The sequence below is a fragment of the Streptomyces sp. NPDC005266 genome, assembly GCF_040607655.1.
Classification (GTDB): Bacteria; Actinomycetota; Actinomycetes; order Streptomycetales; family Streptomycetaceae; genus Streptomyces.
Map to the genome: position 1 here is coordinate 81,665 of NZ_JBEXHC010000018.1, position 17,315 is coordinate 98,979.

12 protein-coding genes, 1 tRNA gene and 2 CRISPR repeat arrays are annotated in these 17,315 nt (G+C 71.3%); of the genes, 5 read left to right on the forward strand and 8 right to left on the reverse strand.

Translation table 11 applies throughout. From position 1 onward, the window contains the following. Positions 1-194: 194 nt before the first annotated feature. From ABZU99_RS26400 to ABZU99_RS26410, 3 genes are all read right to left on the reverse strand, one after another. Entirely contained in the window at positions 195-1,091 is an 897-nt protein-coding gene (locus ABZU99_RS26400; RefSeq protein ID WP_356049224.1) for an SCO1664 family protein, read from the reverse strand. After that, on the reverse strand, positions 1,055-1,645 hold the full coding sequence (locus tag ABZU99_RS26405) for a DUF3090 domain-containing protein (RefSeq protein ID WP_356049222.1): 591 nt from the start codon (positions 1,643-1,645) through the stop codon (positions 1,055-1,057). The genes ABZU99_RS26400 and ABZU99_RS26405 overlap by 37 nt, the downstream gene beginning before the upstream one ends. A gap of 146 nt (positions 1,646-1,791) precedes the next feature. After that, the gene (locus ABZU99_RS26410) at positions 1,792-2,487 is read right to left on the reverse strand and encodes a histidine phosphatase family protein (RefSeq protein ID WP_355949349.1); all 696 of its coding nucleotides are present in this window, start codon (positions 2,485-2,487) and stop codon (positions 1,792-1,794) included. 97 nt (positions 2,488-2,584) lie between these two features. Here ABZU99_RS26410 and corA point away from each other — a divergent pair, with 97 nt between their 5' ends. Then, the gene (gene corA / locus ABZU99_RS26415; RefSeq protein ID WP_356049220.1) at positions 2,585-3,577 is read left to right on the forward strand and encodes a magnesium/cobalt transporter CorA; all 993 of its coding nucleotides are present in this window, start codon (positions 2,585-2,587) and stop codon (positions 3,575-3,577) included. A gap of 32 nt (positions 3,578-3,609) precedes the next feature. Here the strand turns inward: corA and ABZU99_RS26420 are convergent, their stop codons facing one another. Continuing rightward, positions 3,610-4,407, reverse strand: coding sequence for a ferritin-like domain-containing protein (locus tag ABZU99_RS26420; RefSeq protein WP_355949355.1), 798 nt, complete (start codon positions 4,405-4,407; stop codon positions 3,610-3,612). 231 nt (positions 4,408-4,638) lie between these two features. After that, positions 4,639-5,688 carry an LLM class F420-dependent oxidoreductase gene (locus tag ABZU99_RS26425; RefSeq protein WP_355949358.1) on the reverse strand — a complete coding sequence of 350 codons (1,050 nt, stop codon included), beginning with the start codon at positions 5,686-5,688 and terminating at the stop codon, positions 4,639-4,641. A 126-nt stretch (positions 5,689-5,814) separates the two neighbouring features. On the opposite strand from ABZU99_RS26425, the gene ABZU99_RS26430 reads away from it, so the two are divergent. After that, a complete protein-coding gene (locus ABZU99_RS26430) occupies positions 5,815-6,795 on the forward strand; it encodes an aldo/keto reductase (protein WP_355949361.1) in 981 nt (326 codons plus the stop codon). After that, a complete protein-coding gene (locus ABZU99_RS26435) occupies positions 6,792-9,476 on the forward strand; it encodes a helix-hairpin-helix domain-containing protein (protein ID WP_356049217.1) in 2,685 nt (894 codons plus the stop codon). The genes ABZU99_RS26430 and ABZU99_RS26435 overlap by 4 nt, the downstream gene beginning before the upstream one ends. Before the next feature lie 145 nt (positions 9,477-9,621). Here the strand turns inward: ABZU99_RS26435 and ABZU99_RS26440 are convergent, their stop codons facing one another. Continuing rightward, on the reverse strand, positions 9,622-10,299 hold the full coding sequence (locus ABZU99_RS26440; protein WP_355949364.1) for a hypothetical protein: 678 nt from the start codon (positions 10,297-10,299) through the stop codon (positions 9,622-9,624). A gap of 47 nt (positions 10,300-10,346) precedes the next feature. Between ABZU99_RS26440 and ABZU99_RS26445 the strand changes: the two genes are divergently transcribed. Continuing rightward, positions 10,347-10,535, forward strand: a complete 189-nt coding sequence (locus tag ABZU99_RS26445) for a DUF5703 family protein (RefSeq protein WP_355844238.1) — start codon at positions 10,347-10,349, stop codon at positions 10,533-10,535. A gap of 87 nt (positions 10,536-10,622) precedes the next feature. On the opposite strand, the gene ABZU99_RS26450 is transcribed toward ABZU99_RS26445, so the two are convergent. Next, a complete protein-coding gene (locus ABZU99_RS26450; RefSeq protein WP_356049215.1) occupies positions 10,623-11,507 on the reverse strand; it encodes a chaplin in 885 nt (294 codons plus the stop codon). 344 nt (positions 11,508-11,851) lie between these two features. Beyond that, complete coding sequence (locus ABZU99_RS26455; protein ID WP_355949370.1) at positions 11,852-13,189, reverse strand: M20/M25/M40 family metallo-hydrolase; 1,338 nt, start codon at positions 13,187-13,189, stop codon at positions 11,852-11,854. Between the two features lie 244 nt (positions 13,190-13,433). Between ABZU99_RS26455 and ABZU99_RS26460 the strand changes: the two genes are divergently transcribed. Further along, a tRNA-Leu gene (locus ABZU99_RS26460) sits at positions 13,434-13,518 on the forward strand. 493 nt (positions 13,519-14,011) lie between these two features. Then, positions 14,012-15,034: direct repeats of the CRISPR family, unit length 29 nt; unit sequence GTTACGAACCCTCCTGGGCTGATGAGGAC. A gap of 82 nt (positions 15,035-15,116) precedes the next feature. After that, positions 15,117-17,314: a CRISPR direct-repeat array (repeat unit 29 nt; unit sequence GTTGCGAACCCTCCTGGGCTGATGAGGAC). Position 17,315: the final 1 nt, after the last annotated feature.

The window sequence follows — 17,315 nt, forward strand, 5'->3', positions numbered from 1 at the left end:
GCAAACCCCCGTGACCTGCTTTGTCCCCGTTCATTCAGACCGGCGGCCTCGTTCGGACCGGTGGCCTCGTTCGGACCGGTGGCCTCGTTCGGACGGCGGCCTCGTTCGGACGGCGGCCTCGTTCAGACCGGCCGCCTCGTTCAGACCGGCCGCCTCGTTCAGACCGGCCGCCTCGTTCAGACCGGCCGCCTCGTTCAGACCGGCGGCCAGGGGATGGCGGGCCACTGACCGCTGGGCTCGGGGTGCACCTTGGTCCGCAGCAGCGTGGCCACCCGGGCCCGCAGCGCCTTGATCTCGGCCTCGGTGATCAGTTCCGCCAGCCGGGCGCTGAGCGGCCCGCCCTCGGCCAGCTGATCCGTCAACCGACCGAGGACCTCCAGCACATCATCCGGCAGCGGCTCCCCGGCCCAGCCCCACAGCAGTGTGCGCAGCTTGTCGTCGGCGTTGAAGGTGACGCCGTGATCAATCGCATAGAGCCGGCCGCCGGCCGCGGGCAGCAGATGGCCGCCCTTGCGGTCGCCGTTGTTGATCACCGCGTCGAGGACGGCCAGCCGACGCAGCCGTACGTCGTCGGCGTGCACCAGCAGCGCGGTACGGCCCTCGCCGACCTCGGCGAAGCCCACCGCCTTCCAGCCGGGGCCCGGCTCATCGCCCTCGACGAGGGCGAGCAGCTCCGGGCCCTCGATCTCCCCGCCGCCGTCCCCGGACCCCTCCCCGGACCCATTCCCGGATCCGTCAGGGTGTCCGTCCGTGGCCACCTCGACCCACAGCTGGCACATCCCCTGCCCATACGGTCCGTCCCGCAGCACGGTGGGCGGGACCAGGCCCCAGCCGGTGACTTCGGAGATCTCGTACGCCGCGACCTCGCGCTGGGCGAGCGTGCCGTCCGGGAAGTCCCACAGCGGGCGCTCCCCAGCCACCGGCTTGTAGACGCACGGGGCGCTGTGGCCCTGGTGCTCGACCGTGCAGTACAGCACCGCGTTGGACGCCTCCCTGACCCGGCCGCGCACCGTCAGCTCGCCCAGGGCCAGCAGCTCGGCCGGGGACGGGGGCGTCACGCTCCGCGGCGGTATCCGTTCTGGCGCGGACATACGTGTCCCTCCGGGTCGAGCGGCAGGCTGCACAGCGGGCAGGGCGGACGGCCGGCGTTGACGACCTCCAGGGCGCGCTTGGCGAAGGCGCGCGCCTGCGTCCCGGTGAGCCGCACCCGCAGCATGGGCGGCCCGTTCACCTCGTCCTGCAGCAGCCGCTCCTCGGCCTCGGCCAGGTCCTCCTCGGACTCGGCCTCCAGCTCGACGAGCGCCTGCGCCTCCACGATCATGCGCTGTTCCTCGCCGTCCCAGGCGAGCGCCATGGTGCCGACCCGGAACTCCTCCTCCACAGGGGCTTCCAGCGGCGCGGTATCGGTGAGTTCGGCCGGAGCGACGGCCGGGACCGGGGCATTGCCGCCGGTGCGCCGCACCACCTCGTCGAGCAGCTCGTCTATCCGCTCGGCCAACGCGGCGACCTGCGTCTTCTCCAGTGCGACGCTGGTGGTCCGGCCACCCGCGGACGCCTGCAGGAAAAAGGTACGGCGGCCAGGCAGCCCGACCGTACCGGCGATGAAACGGTCCGGTGGGTCATAGAGGAACACCTGACGGGACAACGTCCTGCTCCATTTGGTTCGACTGCTGGCTGGTTGATTGCTGACCGCTGAACTACTGGGTGCTGGCTGCTGGGTGTCACGACTGCCCGGTCACGGCCGTCCTGGCACGTCGCGGCGGTGCGGCACCACCCTACTGCGCACAGAGATCACGGTGCTCCCGCGCCGCCGCCCACCGCCGCGTCCCCGCCCCGGTCCGCAGGGGTGTCCTCGCGCGGGGCCAGCCCCGCGAAGTCACCGGTGTCCCCGAGCCGCACCAGAAAGGGACGGACCGGGGTGTAGCGGATCGCGGTGACCGAGCAGGGCTCGACCGAGATCCGCTGGAAGAGATCGAGGTGCAGACCTAGGGCGTCCGCGACGATCGATTTGATGATGTCGCCGTGCGAGCACATCACATAGATCGCGTCGGCGCCGTGCTGCTCCTCGATCCGGGCGTTCCAGTCGCGTACCGCGTCGACCGCGCGCGCCTGCATGGCCCGCATGGACTCACCGCCCGGGAAGGCCGCGGCGGACGGATGCTGCTGGACGACGTTCATCAGCGGTTCATCGGCCAGCTCGGCGAGCTTGCGGCCCGACCACTCGCCGTAGTGGCACTCCCCGATCCGCTCCTCGGTGTGCACGGGCAGCTCGGGACGGGCGGCGAGCAGCGGAGCCAGCGTCTCCTGGCAGCGCTGGAGCGGGCTGGTGACGACGGCGGCGAGCGGCAGCCGCGCCAGCCTGCCGGGCAGCGCCGCGGCCTGGGCGGCGCCGCGCTCGTCGAGGGCGACACCGGGTGTCCAGCCTGCGAGGACGCCCGCGGTATTGGCGGTGGACCGGCCGTGCCGGACGAGGATCAGCATGGGCATGCCTGCCACCCTACGACCACCCCGGCGCCGATCAGTGGGGGCGGGGACCACCGGCGTCCGTGATCATCTTGTGTGGACCGGGGACCTGGGGGGCACAATGCCCGGCGTGATCGTGGATTGTGCCATCTACCAGGGCGGGCGCCGCACCGAGGGGCCCGCCGACTTCTCCGACGCCCTCGACCAGGCCCGTGCGAGTGGCGACGCCTTCTTGTGGATCGGTCTGTACGCGCCGACCGAGAAGGAGTTCGAGCTGGTCACCAGCGAGTTCGGGCTGCATCCCCTGGCCGTCGAGGACGCCCTCAAGGCCCACCAGAGGCCGAAGCTGGAGGTCTATGACGACTCGCTGTTCCTGGTCCTCAAGCCGGTCCAGTACGACGACACGGCAGGCACCGTCACCGCGGGTGAACTGATGGTGTTCGTCGGTGACTCCTTCGTGGTGACCGTCCGGCACGGCGAGGCCAACCCGCTGGGCATGGTGCGCGAGCGGCTGGAGCGTGACCCGGAGCTGCTGCAGCACGGGCCGACGACCGTGATGTACGCGGTCGCCGACACGGTCGTGGACACCTATCTGGAGGTCGCGGACGCCCTGCACGAGGACCTGGAGGAGCTGGAGGCAAACGTCTTCGCGCCGGACGGCGCCACCACGCAGAGCACCGCCGGGCGGATCTACGCCTTCAAGCGGGAGGTCATGGGATTCCGCCGGGCGACGGCCCCGCTGGCCGACCCGATAAGGCGGCTCTCGAGTACCGGGGTGCCCTTCGTGGACGAGGCGTCACAGCCGTTCTTCCGGGATGTCAGCGACCATCTGACCCGGGTGAACGAGCATGTGGAGGGCATGGACCGGCTGCTGTCGGACGTCCTGTCCGCCCATCTCGCGCAGATGGGTGTGCGGCAGAACGACGACATGCGGAAGATCTCGGCATGGGCGGCGATGGCCGCGGTGCCGACCATGATCGCCGGTGTCTACGGGATGAACTTCGAGTACATGCCCGAGCTGCACCAGCCCTGGGGGTACCCGGCGGTGGTCGTGGTGATGGCCGGACTGGTCGCCCTGCTGTACCGCCTGTTCAAGCGCCGCGGCTGGCTCTGAACAGCCGCCGTCAGTGGCTTTGAACAGCCGCGTCAGACGAACTCGGGCGCCTCGGACGCGGCCGTCGCGGGCCCGCCCAGCGCGTTCCGCCGCTCGGGCATCCGCAGCGACACCATGCGCCGCCAGCCGCCCAGCCGCTCGTACGCGTACAGGGCAAGGACCCCCGCCGCCAGCACCGCGCACTGCGCCCTCGGCCAGCCCAGGATGAGCCCCATGTGGGCCATCACGGCGAGGCTGACGTCCCGGTAGACCTCCATCTCGGCGAGCGCGCTCTCGCGCAGGACCCGCTGGATGGTCCGGCCGTGCCCGGCGGCGGCCAGGCGCAGCAGCTCCTCATGGCAGTAGGCGAGATGGTTGTCCTCGTCGGCGGAGACCATGGCGACGGCGCGGCCGAGGACCGGATGGTCGCCGAAGTACTTGCGCAACATCGCCATCTGCGCGGAGGCGCGCTGTTCGGTGACCCTGCTGTGCGCGAGGTAGATGATGATGTCGTGCTCGGTCAGCGGCTCGTCGCGGCGCAGCTTCTCATGGGCGAGGCCGATGCCGCGCGCCTCCAGCAGCATCGTGTAGTCGGTGTCCCGGGGGACCTCCAGCGGCTCCAGGCCGCGCTTGCGGAGCAGGGCGTTGAAGATCCGGCCGTGTTTGTCCTCGTCCGCGCCATGGCGAGTGATCTTGGGCGCGAGGTCGCGCAGGCCCTCGGGGACGAGCGCGGCGATCCTGCCGTTCTCCCACCCACCCTGGGCCTCGCCGCTGGCCGCGATGGAGCAGAAGAGCCGGAACGACTCGTCGTTGTCGAGGATCTCCTGGAAGACGCGCTTCGCCGAGAGCATCACTGCCTCCTCCGTGCACGGCATCCGTGCAGAAAGAGTCAACTGCCCTCGGCGCGGAGCGGCAACACCTGGGGGACGGGATTCGGCCGAACGGGGGAATCCACGGGGGCGGCGCCCGCGTAACCCCGGGGCTCGTACGGCGTTGTGCTGGGTGACGGCCGTGGCGGGGAAGACCCCCGAGCCCCCACCACGGCCGCAGGACCCGCTGTATCGGCCGGCGGCCGGGCGGCCTCAGGCCAGCCCGGCCCGCTCCAGCGCCTCGATGCCCGCCCGCAGCCCGGCCAGCCGCTCCTCCAGCGTGAAGCCCGCGGGGGTGAGCGACAGGGTGGTGACCCCGGCCTCGGCGTACGCCTGCATCCGGTCGGCGATGCGCTCGACGGGGCCGAGCAGCGCGGTGGAGTCGATCAGGTCGTGGGGGACGGCGGCGGCCGCGCCCTCCTTGTCCCCGGACAGGTACTTCTCCTGGATCTCGGCGGCTTCCTTCTCGTACCCCATGCGCTGCGCGAGCTTGTTGTAGAAGTTCTGCTTCGCGCTGCCCATACCGCCCACGTAGAGCGCGGTGTACGGGCGGAACTGGTCGGCGAGGGCGTTCACATCGTCGCCCAGGGCCATGGGGACCGTGGGCACGACGTCAAAGCCCTCAAGGTCCTTGCCCACCTTTGCGCGGCCCGCGCGCAGCGCGCTGAGGGTGGTCGCCTCGGCGTGCTCGGGGGCGTAGAAGAGGACCAGCGCGCCGTCGGCGATCTCGCCGGTCTGCTCCAGGTTCTTCGGGCCTATGGCCGCGATGTAGAGCGGGATGTACTCGCGCACCGGGTGCACGGTGAGCTTGAGGGGCTTGCCGGGGCCGCCGGGCAGCGGCAGCGTCCAGTTGTCGCCGTCGTGGGTCAGCCGCTCGCGCGACATCGCCTTGCGGATGACCTCCACGTACTCCCGGGTGCGGGCCAGCGGCTTGTCGAACCGCACCCCGTACCATCCCTCCGACACCTGCGGGCCCGAGACGCCGAGCCCGAGCCGGAAACGGCCGCCGGAGAGGGTGTCGAGGGTGGCGGCGGTCATGGCCGTCATCGCGGGCGTACGGGCCGGGATCTGGAAGATGGCCGAGCCGACGTCGATCTGCTCGGTCTGGGCGGCGACCCAGGCGAGCACGGTGGCGGCATCCGAGCCGTACGCTTCGGCGGCCCAGCAGACCGCGTAGCCGAGCCGGTCCGCCTCGCGGGCGACCGCGAGGTTGTCCGCGTCCATTCCGGCACCCCAGTAGCCGAGGTTGATGCCGAGCCTCATACCGCACCTCTTACCGATCAGTAACGTCGCTGTTCCGGGGACTCTAGCGCGCGAGGCCGGGCTGCGGCAGGGGCGGGTTATCCACAGGCTCCCACAGGCCGCTTTCCGGCCAGTAATCTCACGTTCATGGAGCTAAGGCACCTCGGCCGCACGGGCCTGCGCGTATCCCGGCTCGGGCTCGGCACGCTCACCTGGGGGCGGGACACCGACGAACACGACGCCGCGGATCAGCTCAAGGCGTTCTGGGAGGCGGGCGGGACGCTGGTCGACACCGCGGATGTATACGCGGACGGCGGCGCCGAATACCTCCTGGGCCGGCTGCTGGAAGGGCTGGTGCCGCGGCGCGATCTGCAGATCGCCACCAAGGCGGGCAGCGTCCCCGACCCGGACCGCCGCTTCGACGGCTCGCGCGGCCATCTGCTGGCCGCACTGGACGCCTCCCTGGAGCGGCTGGGCACCGACTATGTCGACCTGTGGCAGGTGCACGCCTTCGACCCCGGCACCCCGCTCGAGGAGACCCTGCAGGCGCTCGACATCGCGGTCAGCAGCGGCCGGGCCCGCTATGTGGGGGTGTCCAACTTCTGCGGCTGGCAGCTCGCCAAGGCCGCTACCTGGCAGCTCGCCTCTTCCGGTACGCACACCCCCCTCGCCAGCACGCAGATGGAGTACTCGCTGCTCCAGCGCGGTGTCGAGCGCGAAGTGCTGCCGGCCGCCCTTGATCTGGGCCTTGGTCTGCTCCCGTCCTCACCCCTGGGCCGGGGCGTGCTCACCGGCAAGTACCGCCATATGACTCCCGCCGACTCGCGCGGCGCCTCCGAGCTCGCGGCCTTCGTCGCCCCGTACCTCGACGAGGAGGCGAGCCGGATCGTCGAGGCGGTCGCCATAGCCGCCGACGGCCTGGCCACCACCCCGCTGCAGGTGGCCCTCGCCTGGGTCCGCGACCGGCCCGGCGTCACCGCCCCGATCATCGGCGCGCGCAACGCGCAGCAGCTGAGGACCGCGTTGTCAGTGGAGAGCCTTAGTCTTCCGGACGAGATCTGCCAGGCGCTCGACGATGTGTCGGCGCCCGTGCACCGCTATCCCGATCAGGACTGGAGCACGCTGTGACGACCGACCGCCTCGCCGGCGAGGCCGCCCAGGGGGCGGAGCCCCAGCCCTCCGGGGGCCCGACGCCCCCGGAGGGCCCCGCAGCCGAGGCGTCCCCGGACCCGGCCCCGGGGGCGGTCCCCGGGGCCATCGCCGGCACGGACGCCCCTGCCGGGGCGGAGCCCCGGGACGCTGAGGGCGAGGCCGCTGCCCCGGGCGGGGCCGAGCGAGCGGCCACCGCCGAGGCCGCCCCGCGGGCCTCGGGGGCGGAGCCCCGGGGCCCCGGGCGCACGGCGCCCACGGACCTCGCGCCAGGCGACCAGCCCGCTGTGGCCGAGCCTCCGGCCGAGGCCAACGCCCCCGCGGCGGGGGCCGGGACGGCCACGGACGCCGGGGCCGGAGACACGGCCTCCGGCGGGGCCGAGCACCGCGACGCCGAAGGCGCGGCGCCCCGGAGCGCCGGAGCCGAGGCGGCGGCCGCCGGTGGGGCCGGGCGCCGGAGTGCCGAGGGCACGGCTGCCCCCGGCCCCGCGGGCGCGCGGGACGCCTCGGCCCAGACGGCCCCGGGGGCGGAGCCCCAGGGCACCGAGCCGGGGGCGGCCCCGCGAAGCGCCGGGGCCGCGGCTGGGCCCGAGGCAGCCACGGGCGGCGGGGCGGAAGTGTCCCGCGACGCCGGAAGCCCGGAGGATAAAGGGCGGCGGTCCGCTGCCGCCGAGGCGCTGGCCGCCGCTGTGCGGGCCGTGGAGAGCGGGGAGCGGCCGGCGGCCTCGTTCTTCAACGACACCGCCCCGGCACGCCGGCCGGCGGCCCCCGCCGCGCCCGCCGCCCCGGCCGCGCCGGTGCGCGAGCAGCCGCCCCGGAGGGAGATCCGGCCCCCGGTCCGGCCGGGCCGTGAGGACATCGACCTCGGTGACGTCCGGCAGGTGCTCGCGGCGGGCGGAGCGCCCGAGAGCCTGGCCGGGCCGGTCGTCGAGGCCTTCGGCGAGCGCGCGGCCGGGGCGCTGCGCGAGAACCCCTGGCAGCTCCTCGCCGTGCCGGGCGTACGCCACGACCAGGCCGACGGCTTCGCCCGGGCCCTGCTCGGCCCGGCCTGTGAGCCCGGCGACGAGCGCCGCTCGCAGGCGCTCATCGGTTGGCTGCTGGAGCGCGCCGCCCGGGAGGGGCACACCGCGCTGGAGTCCGCCGCGCTGCGCGCCGCGCTCGCCAAGGTGGGTGTGCCCGACCCGGACGAGGCGCTGCGCACCGCGATCGCGGACGGTGGGGTGCTGGTCTTCCAGGACGCGCTCGACGCACCCGGCGGGGCCCGTGCCACGGCGGAGAGCGACGACGAGGACGCCGAGCAGCCGGTCCGGGTGCTGCTGGGACTGGACCGCTACGCACTCGCGGAGGAGAGCCTGGCCGATGGTCTCGCCCGCCTTGCCAGCACCTTCGCCGAGACGGGCGGTGTGACCGGCGCCGAGGCGGGCGGTGAGACCGGCGCCGAGACAGGCGGTGAGACGGACGGCGCGCCCGACTGGGAGAGCGCGGCCGCCGGTGCGCCGACCTCATCCGCCGCCGAGCTCATCCGCACCGTCGCGGCCCACGGTCTGGTCATCCACAGCGGCGGCGAGGCGGCGCGCGCCGAACCGGCGGCGCTGGTGGCCGCCGCGCGGGCGATGGGCCTGCGGGCGTACGCGGCCGCGCACAGCGAGGACGGCAGGCGGCGGCTGGCCGCGACGCTCGGTGCCACGGGCCCCGACGAGACCCCGGCGGCCGTGACCGTCGCCGGACTGCTGTCCGGCGCCGAAGGCCCGGGGCGCGACGAGGAAGGGGCGCTCGCCCTCGATCTGCTCGCCGTGCTGGACACGCCGCAGCTCGATGTGGAGACGGCCGCGATGCTGGTCGAGTCGCTGCCGGAGGGCGCCCGGCTGGTGCTCGGCGGCGACCCCGGTGTGCTGTGGTCGGCCGGCCCCGGGCGGGTCTTCGCGGATCTGGTGGCGGCCCGCCGCTGCCCGCACGTCGTCTCCCGCACCCCCGACCCGGGTCCGATCGGCGAGCTGGTCTCGGGGATCGGGATCGGCGAGCTGAACCAGGTCGAGGCGCCCGGCAAGGAGGTCGTGATCGTGCCCGTGCGCGACGCGGGCGAGGCGGTGCACCGTACCGTACAGCTGGTCGCCGACTCGGTGCCACGCGCGATCGGCGTGCCGCCGGAGCACACGCAGGTGATCACGCCGGGCCATGGTGGCGCCGCCGGGACGCGTGTGCTGAACACGGCCCTGAAGAACCGGCTGAACCCGGGGCCCGGACGGTTCGGCGGGTTCGACCCGGGCGACCGCGTGGCGTACACCCCGGCCCCGGGCCGTACGGTGCCGGGCACCGTGGTCTCGGCGGACTCCGAGGGGCTGCGGCTGGACTGCGCGGGCACGCCGGTGGTGGTGCCCCGGGAGGAGGTGGGCGACCTGGTACGGCACGGCTGGGCCCTCACCGCGCACCAGGCGGCCGGGGCGCGCTGGCCCGCGGCCGTCGTGGTCCTGCCGGGCGACGCGGCGGCGGGGCTGACCCGGGCCTGGGTCTACACCGCCTTCAGCCGCGGTGAGCGCCATCTGTCCGTGGTGCACGGCGCGGAGGGGGCGCTGCCGCGGGCGGTGGCGGAGATTCCATATGTGGACCGCACCACCCGGCTGCGGACCCTGCTCGAAACACAGGTCCCGGCCACCGGGTGAGGGCGGGAGCCCGGGGCTGCCCGCCCCGGGAGGCCGGCGGGGTGCCCGTGCGGACCTGCCCTGACGCGCATCGGGCATGTCCGCGGTGGCACCCCGGCCCGTGCCGTCGGGTGCCGGCCCGAGCCGTGAGGTGTCCGGGCAGCCGTCAGGTGCCCGGTTCCAGGACCTCCAGATCGTCCTCGTCCTCGAGCTCCTCGCCCAGCTCCTCGTCGAAGACCGTGCTCACATCGAAGCGGCACAGCACCAGCTGCGGATCAGCCTGATCGAAGGGGGCGGGCAGCCACTCCCCCGGTTCGGCGGGTTCGTCGGCGGCTGTCACCCACAGCGTGGAGTCGCCCTCCTCCAGGCCGAACTCCTTGTGCCGGGAGGCGATCTCATCCGGTTCGAACTCCCCGAAGAGCACCCCTAGGGCGGCGTGCACGCTCTCGCCGGCGGCGGGGCCGTCCGGGCGGCCATTGGCGCTCTCCACGTCCGGATCCAGCTCGGCGATCCGCCGGGCCTGCGAGAGCAGCCGCTGCGGTTCCACGACCGCGTAGTCCCTGCGGATGAACACGCTCAGCGCGCTCGGCTCCCCCGGCCCCGCGTACGCGGGGAGGTTGTCGTCACCCGGGATCTCGAAGGGCGTCACCTCGTCATAGGCGTCATAGAGCAGCTCGTCGTAGACCTCGGCTGCCGCGGCCAGTTCGTTGAACGCGGCGTAGACGGCCGGGTCGCCTTCCCCCGACCGGCGTTCGACAGCGTCGAGGTGACGATCCAGTGCGGCTTTCACCGCTTCGGCAGCGGCGCGTACCTCGGCAGCGGATGGCTGCGCAGCATCAGACATAGTGCAGACGCTATCCGTAGCAGGGCAGTTCCCGCACAATAGATGCGATGCCGGAATACGAATTCTATGACGTGTACGTGCCGCGCGGGGTTTCCCGCAAGGCCACTACTCGCCTGCTCACGGACCATGCCGAGTACGGACACTGGGAGTTGGACCGACTCAGACTCAACCCCGACGGCAGCCGCAGAGTGCGCCTGCGGCGCCGGATCATCCGCCAGCTCCGGGCGACCTGGTAGGTCGCCCGGATGCCGAGCGGGCCCCGCGCATCGCGGGGCCCGCCGGGAGTGACGCCGCGGTCACACGGCGTGCGGGTGTGCTGCGGGTCAGCGCCGCGCGGCGCGGGCGCGACGGTAGAGCACGGTCCCCGCCAGCAGCATGCCCGCGGCAGCCGGAATGGCCAGCTCCACGGGGCCCGCGCCGGTGTGGGCGAGCTGCTCGCTGCCCGCGGGACGGGAACCCCCGAGGTTCGCGGACGGGTCGACGCCGGGGGATCCGGCCTGCTGCCCGTTGTGGTGCGAGCCGTGGTCCGAGTCACCGCCGGGGTTGTGGTGCCCGGGGTTACTGGGGGTGCCGGGGTTGTTCGGCTGGCCCGGGTTGTTCGGCTGGCCCGGGTTGTTCGGCTGGCCCGGGTTGTTCGGCTGGCCCGGGTTATTGGGCTGGCCGGGATTCTCGGGCTGACCGGGGTTGTTCGGCTCACCCGGCTCATTGGGCTCGCCAGGCTCACCCGGCTCCCCCGGGTCGCTCGGGACGGCCGGGACGACCTGACCGCAGCCGTCGCCGCCGCTGCTGTTGCCGACGGCGGCCACCCCGATGTTGTTTCCGCACACATTGACCGGCACGTCGATCGGGGCCTGAACATTGTTGCCGGAGATGATTCCGGCCGAGCCGTGAGTGCTGCCCTGGGCCTGGGAGCCGCCCGCCTGGGCACCGCTCGACGAGCCACCCGAGTCCCCCGATCCGCCCCCGGACCGCTCGCCGCACCGGCCTCCGCCCGCGCCGTTGAACATCCCGATGACGCTCACCGTGTTTCCGCACACGTTCACCGGGATGTGCACCGGGGCCTGGACGGAGTTGCCCGATCCGATCCCCGGCGCGTACGCGGCGCCGCCGTCGGCCCCCGAGCTCGCGTGGGCGTAGCCGCCGGTCATGGCCAGCACGCCACTCGCCGCCGCTACGGTGATCAGGCCTTTTTTCGCAACCTGTCGCATAACTTTCTGCTCCCCTGCCTTCCGTCCTGAGCCGGAACGCGTGCGGGCGGTTCGCCCGCACCCCCATGCCCGGGCGCCCCCGGAGTGCATGGCGCACACTCCGAGACCGCCCGGGACCACATCCCGGTGGACCGTGACCCAATGTCACGTGATCGATGCGGTAGTTGCCGAAGGCGGGGCACAGCACCCACCCCCTGCTCGGCATAGCGGCCCTGTCACGGGCCGCACACCCCATGTAACGAGGAAGGAGCAATCAAGCTATCAAGCTACGACAGCATTCACCCTTTTTGGTTCCTTCGGTATGTGTGATCGATTAGGCCGAACGGTTCACTCCTCGGCGAGCCTCAGCAGGCGTCCAGAAACCGGTCCAGCACCCTGACGCCGAACTTCAGCCCGTCCACCGGCACCCGCTCGTCGACCCCGTGGAACATCCCGGCGAAGTCCAGCTCCGGGGGCAGCCGCAGCGGGGCGAAGCCGAAGCAGCGGATGCCGAGGTCGTCGAAGGACTTGGCGTCCGTCCCGCCCGAGAGGCAGTACGGCACGGCGTGGGCGATCGGGTCCTCGGCCTGCAGCGCCGACTGCATCGCGTCGACCAGCGCCCCGTCGAAGCTGGTCTCCAGCGCCTTGTCCGCGTGCACGTCCTCCCGCTTCACCCGCGGGCCGAGGATGCGGTCGAGGTCGGCGAGGAACTCCTCCTCGAACCCCGGCAGGAAGCGGCCGTCCACATGGGCCGTCGCCTGCCCGGGGATCACATTGACCTTGTAGCCGGCGCCGAGCATGGTCGGGGCGGCGGTGTTCTGCAGGGTGGCCCCGATGATCTTCGCGATGCCACCGAGCTTGGCGAGCGTCTCGTCCATGTTCTCGGGGTCGAGCGGGGTGCCGAGCGCGTCGGACAGCTCGTCCAGGAAGGACCGTACGGTCTTGGTCACCCGGACCGGGAACTTGTGCCGCCCCAGCCGCCCGACCGCCTCCGCCAGCTCCGTGATGGCGTTGTCGTTGTTGGTCATCGAGCCGTGGCCCGCGGTGCCCTCCACCGTGAGCCGCATCCAGTGCATGCCCTTCTGGGCGGTCTCGATCAGATAGAGCCGCAGCTTCTCGTTCACGGTGAACGAGAAGCCGCCGACCTCGCCGATCGCCTCCGTCACGCCCTCGAAGACCTCGGGGTGCTCATTGACCAGATACCGCGCCCCGTGCACCCCGCCCGCCTCCTCGTCGGCGAGGAAGGCCAGCACGATGTCGCGCGGGGGCTTGCGGCCGGTGCGCAGGCGCTCCCGCACGACCGCGAGCGTCATCGCGTCCATGTCCTTCATGTCCACCGCGCCCCGGCCCCAGACGCAGTCGTCCGCGATCTCGCCGGAGAAGGGGTGATGGGTCCAGTCCTCGGCGTTGGCCGGTACGACATCGGTGTGGCCGTGGATGAGCAGCGCCGGACGGGACGGATCCTCCCCCTCGATCCGTGCCACCGTGGACGCCCGGCCCTTCCGGGACTCGAAGATCTTCGGCTCGAGCCCCACCTCGGCGAGCTTCTCGGCGACGTACTCGGCTGCCGCGCGCTCGCCGGGCCCGGGTTGATCGCCATAGTTGCTGGTGTCGATCCGGATCAGATCGCGGCAGAGGTCGACCACCTCGTCCTCGCCTCTGACCGTGCCGGTCGTCGTGGCGCCCGATAGCGACTCACTCACGCTGCCTCCTCGTCGTTCACTGCCGCGGAACACCCTGGCCGGGCCGGAACCGCGACGGGGACCCTCCCCATCCTCCCGCGCCCGCCCAGCCAGCCCAAGGCGGTAACGCCGCCGTCATGCCCCCGTCACAGTGGCCCCTCCCCCGGACCATCCCGGCCGGGCGACCGGGCGTGATCGAGCACGTCCGGATGTTTGCTATGGTTTTCCACGTCGGAACGGCCGCAGGCCGACCGGCAGACACCTGGTCCGGGTGGCGGAATGGCAGACGCGCTAGCTTGAGGTGCTAGTGCCCTTTATCGGGCGTGGGGGTTCAAGTCCCCCCTCGGACACGTACCATTTCCCCACGGTCGTTGGTCGACCGTGGGGATTTGTTGTTTTTCGGGTCGAGCGTGACCTCGGCGCGCACGGTCGATTGTGCTGGCGCGTAGGTGAGCCGGAAGCCCAGCAGGCGGTAGATCTCGGCCTTGTCTTCGGCCTCGGCCTGTTGGATCGCGACAGCCAGGTCGCTGATGGACCGGCATCGCGCGACATTCTGGTGCCCGGCCCCCTCGACGCTGTGCGGAGCTCGGCTCCGGCCCTGGCCCGGCGGGCTTGGGTCTCAGCAATCCACTGGGTGACGAGAGCGGGGTCCGCGCCTGCTTCCAGGGCGGCTCGGTGGGTAGCCAGCTTGGCATCGCAGTCGGCGATGATCTTACGGGCGGCTGCGACGGGAGCGGGCTCCTGCTCGGGGGCCGCTGCTGTCGCCATGAGGTCGATGGTGTCGTCGAGCCGGTGCGGCAGGAACACCTTCGCCAGCCAGTTGTCGAGAGGCAGCCGGGCCGCGTTACGAACCCTCCTGGGCTGATGAGGACTGGCGAACCCGAGAGCTGCATGCCGATCGCCAGGCGTTACGAACCCTCCTGGGCTGATGAGGACCTTTGGTGTCGCCCCAGGCGGCCACGGTCTTCCCGGGTTACGAACCCTCCTGGCTGATGAGGACTGCTCGCCCTAGTGTGTCGGCGGCGGCCCGGAGCGTTACGAACCCTCATGGGCTGATGAGGACCTGTACGCCCTGGAGTACGCCGAATCCCTCGGCTTGCACCGTTACGAACCCTCCTGGGCTGATGAGGACCCAGGGACTGGCACCAGCCGTAGCGGCGGAGCACGGGTTACGAACCCTCCTGGGCTGATGAGGACCGCACGAGCAGATCCCCCTCGGCACCTACACGACCGCGTTACGAACCCTCCTGGGCTGATGAGGACCCCCAGACCGCCGCCGTGCGCGCCGCGTTGAGGGTCGCGTTACGAACCCTCCTGGGCTGATGAGGACCCCTGCTGCTCGTCGGCTGCTCCAGCGAACCCAGCTAGTTACGAACCCTCCTGGGCTGATGAGGACCGCGCGTTCGAGGGGATCGGCGTCACGCAGGACCGCATGTTACGAACCCTCCTGGGCTGATGAGGACCCGGGCATGTTGCAGGCGACGGCGGCCGGGTGCCGGTGTTACGAACCCTCCTGGGCTGATGAGGACCGTGAACGATCCGCCGGTGCCGCTCGATCCGGTGGTTGCGTTACGAACCCTCCTGGGCTGATGAGGACCGTCGAGCGACGGCGGAAACACCGTCCGGCAGTACGTGTTACGAACCCTCCTGGGCTGATGAGGACCCCAGCGCGGACGATGCCATCCAGCTCGTCGTGCACGGGTTGCGAACCCTCCTGGGCTGATGAGGACCCCAGCGGCGACGGGCAGAAGCGGTTCCAGATCCTGGCGTTGCGAACCCTCCTGGGCTGATGAGGACCCCTACACGTACGCCAGCCGCTGACTGTTGAGGACGTATGTTGCGAACCCTCCTGGGCTGATGAGGACCCACGCCACTCTCGCCCTCGCCGCCGCGACGGTGCTGATGTTGCGAACTCGGAGGAAAGACCATGTCCCACACCCTTCCGTTTGTTGCGAACCCTCCTGGGCTGATGAGGACCCTTGGATTGGAGAGCGCGACGCCTCTCCTGCCCCGCCTTGTTGCGAACCCTCCTGGGCTGATGAGGACCCCCGGGCCGCCCTCGGCCGCCAGGCGCCGGCCACTCCCGTTGCGAACCCTCCTGGGCTGATGAGGACCGTGGGCAGACGCGATCCGTAGGGGTGCTCACCTGTAGGTTGCGAACCCTCCTGGGCTGATGAGGACCGAGGGCGGCCCCGTGGACTGCCGTGGGTGCGGGCACCGTTGCGAACCCTCCTGGGCTGATGAGGACCGTAACCACAGGAGGCCCCCGTGGCACTGACGTATGTGTTGCGAACCCTCCTGGGCTGATGAGGACCCTCGGGTATGTCCGGTGGCTCCAGCAGATGCAGAGGTTGCGAACCCTCCTGGGTCTGATGAGGACCGCGAAGCGAGTAGCCGATGCCGGCTGCCTTGCCCCTGTTGCGAACCCTCCTGGGCTGATGAGGACCGGTGAACCGGAGTTCCGGATCGTCCACGAGATTCCGTTGCGAACCCTCCTGGGCTGATGAGGACGGCGACGTTCCTGCGGTGGATGGCGTACGGCCGCACGTTGCGAACCCTCCTGGGCTGATGAGGACGTATGGAGCCGTGAGTCTCGGCGGGGACAAGTGGATGTTGCGAACCCTCCTGGGCTGATGAGGACTGCGGATCAGCCGCGGCGTCCGCTACCCCGACGGCTGTTGCGAACCCTCCTGGGCTGATGAGGACAGCTCCCGGGCGACCTGAGGGCAGGTGGCGCCTTCCGGTTGCGAACCCTCCTGGGCTGATGAGGACCTGGACGTCGACAACGGGGCCGGCGGCAGGACCATCAGTTGCGAACCCTCCTGGGCTGATGAGGACTAGATGTTCGCGTCGTTGTTCGCCGGGTTGTCCGGGTGTTGCGAACCCTCCTGGGCTGATGAGGACGGCGTCGGAGGAGATCCGCGCCCGGGCCAAGCAGATGTTGCGAACCCTCCTGGGCTGATGAGGACGGAAGCCATGAACCCCAAAGACCTAGAAGGGCTTTTGTTGCGAACCCTCCTGGGCTGATGAGGACGCCCCCGAGGGCCCGCTCCTCCTCCCCGGCCGGGACGTTGCGAACCCTCCTGGGCTGATGAGGACGGCATGAGGTCGGCGGTGCGTGGGTGTACGTGTCCGCGTTGCGAACCCTCCTGGGCTGATGAGGACGTGCGGGCAGCAGCGGGTGAGGCCACTCGGGTACCTGTTGCGAACCCTCCTGGGCTGATGAGGACCGGATTCGAACCGCTCGCGTTGCCGTCGGGCGTTACCCGTTGCGAACCCTCCTGGGCTGATGAGGACCCGCAGTGGCAGGGGCTGTTCCGCGAGCCCATATACGCGTTGCGAACCCTCCTGGGCTGATGAGGACCCGGGATCACTTCTTGCGCTGCATGTCCTGCCACATGTTGCGAACCCTCCTGGGCTGATGAGGACCCCGAGCTGCGGAGGGGGACGCAGCATGAGCACCCCGTTGCGAACCCTCCTGGGCTGATGAGGACGCCCGGATCGGTGGGGGCAACGATCCTCGCCCGGTGGTTGCGAACCCTCCTGGGCTGATGAGGACCTGCCGCCGCCGCCGACGTAGCGCCGGGGGATCCAGTAGTTGCGAACCCTCCTGGGCTGATGAGGACGCATGACCGTCCAGCCCGACACCCACCCCACCGCCTCGTTGCGAACCCTCCTGGGCTGATGAGGACGCTGCTGTCCGGCGGCGGTCTGGTCATGGGCATGGGGTTGCGAACCCTCCTGGGCTGATGAGGACCGGTCGGCGGTCCGTACACAGTGATCGAGGAAGCCAGTTGCGAACCCTCCTGGGCTGATGAGGACCGGTGTACGCCTCCCTCATCACCTCCGGATGCCGCAGTTGCGAACCCTCCTGGGCTGATGAGGACGCTGAGCTGGATCGTCTCAACGTCGGTGTACATCAGGTTGCGAACCCTCCTGGGCTGATGAGGACAGCGGCTGGGTGGCCGGCTCGTCGTCCGCATGGTGTTGCGAACCCTCCTGGGCTGATGAGGACGTGCGAGGGGCGGGGCTCGGTGCCGTGTCCCCAGTGGTTGCGAACCCTCCTGGGCTGATGAGGACTCGCCTACCTCGGGCGCGGCAAGGACACGCAGCTGCTGTTGCGAACCCTCCTGGGCTGATGAGGACG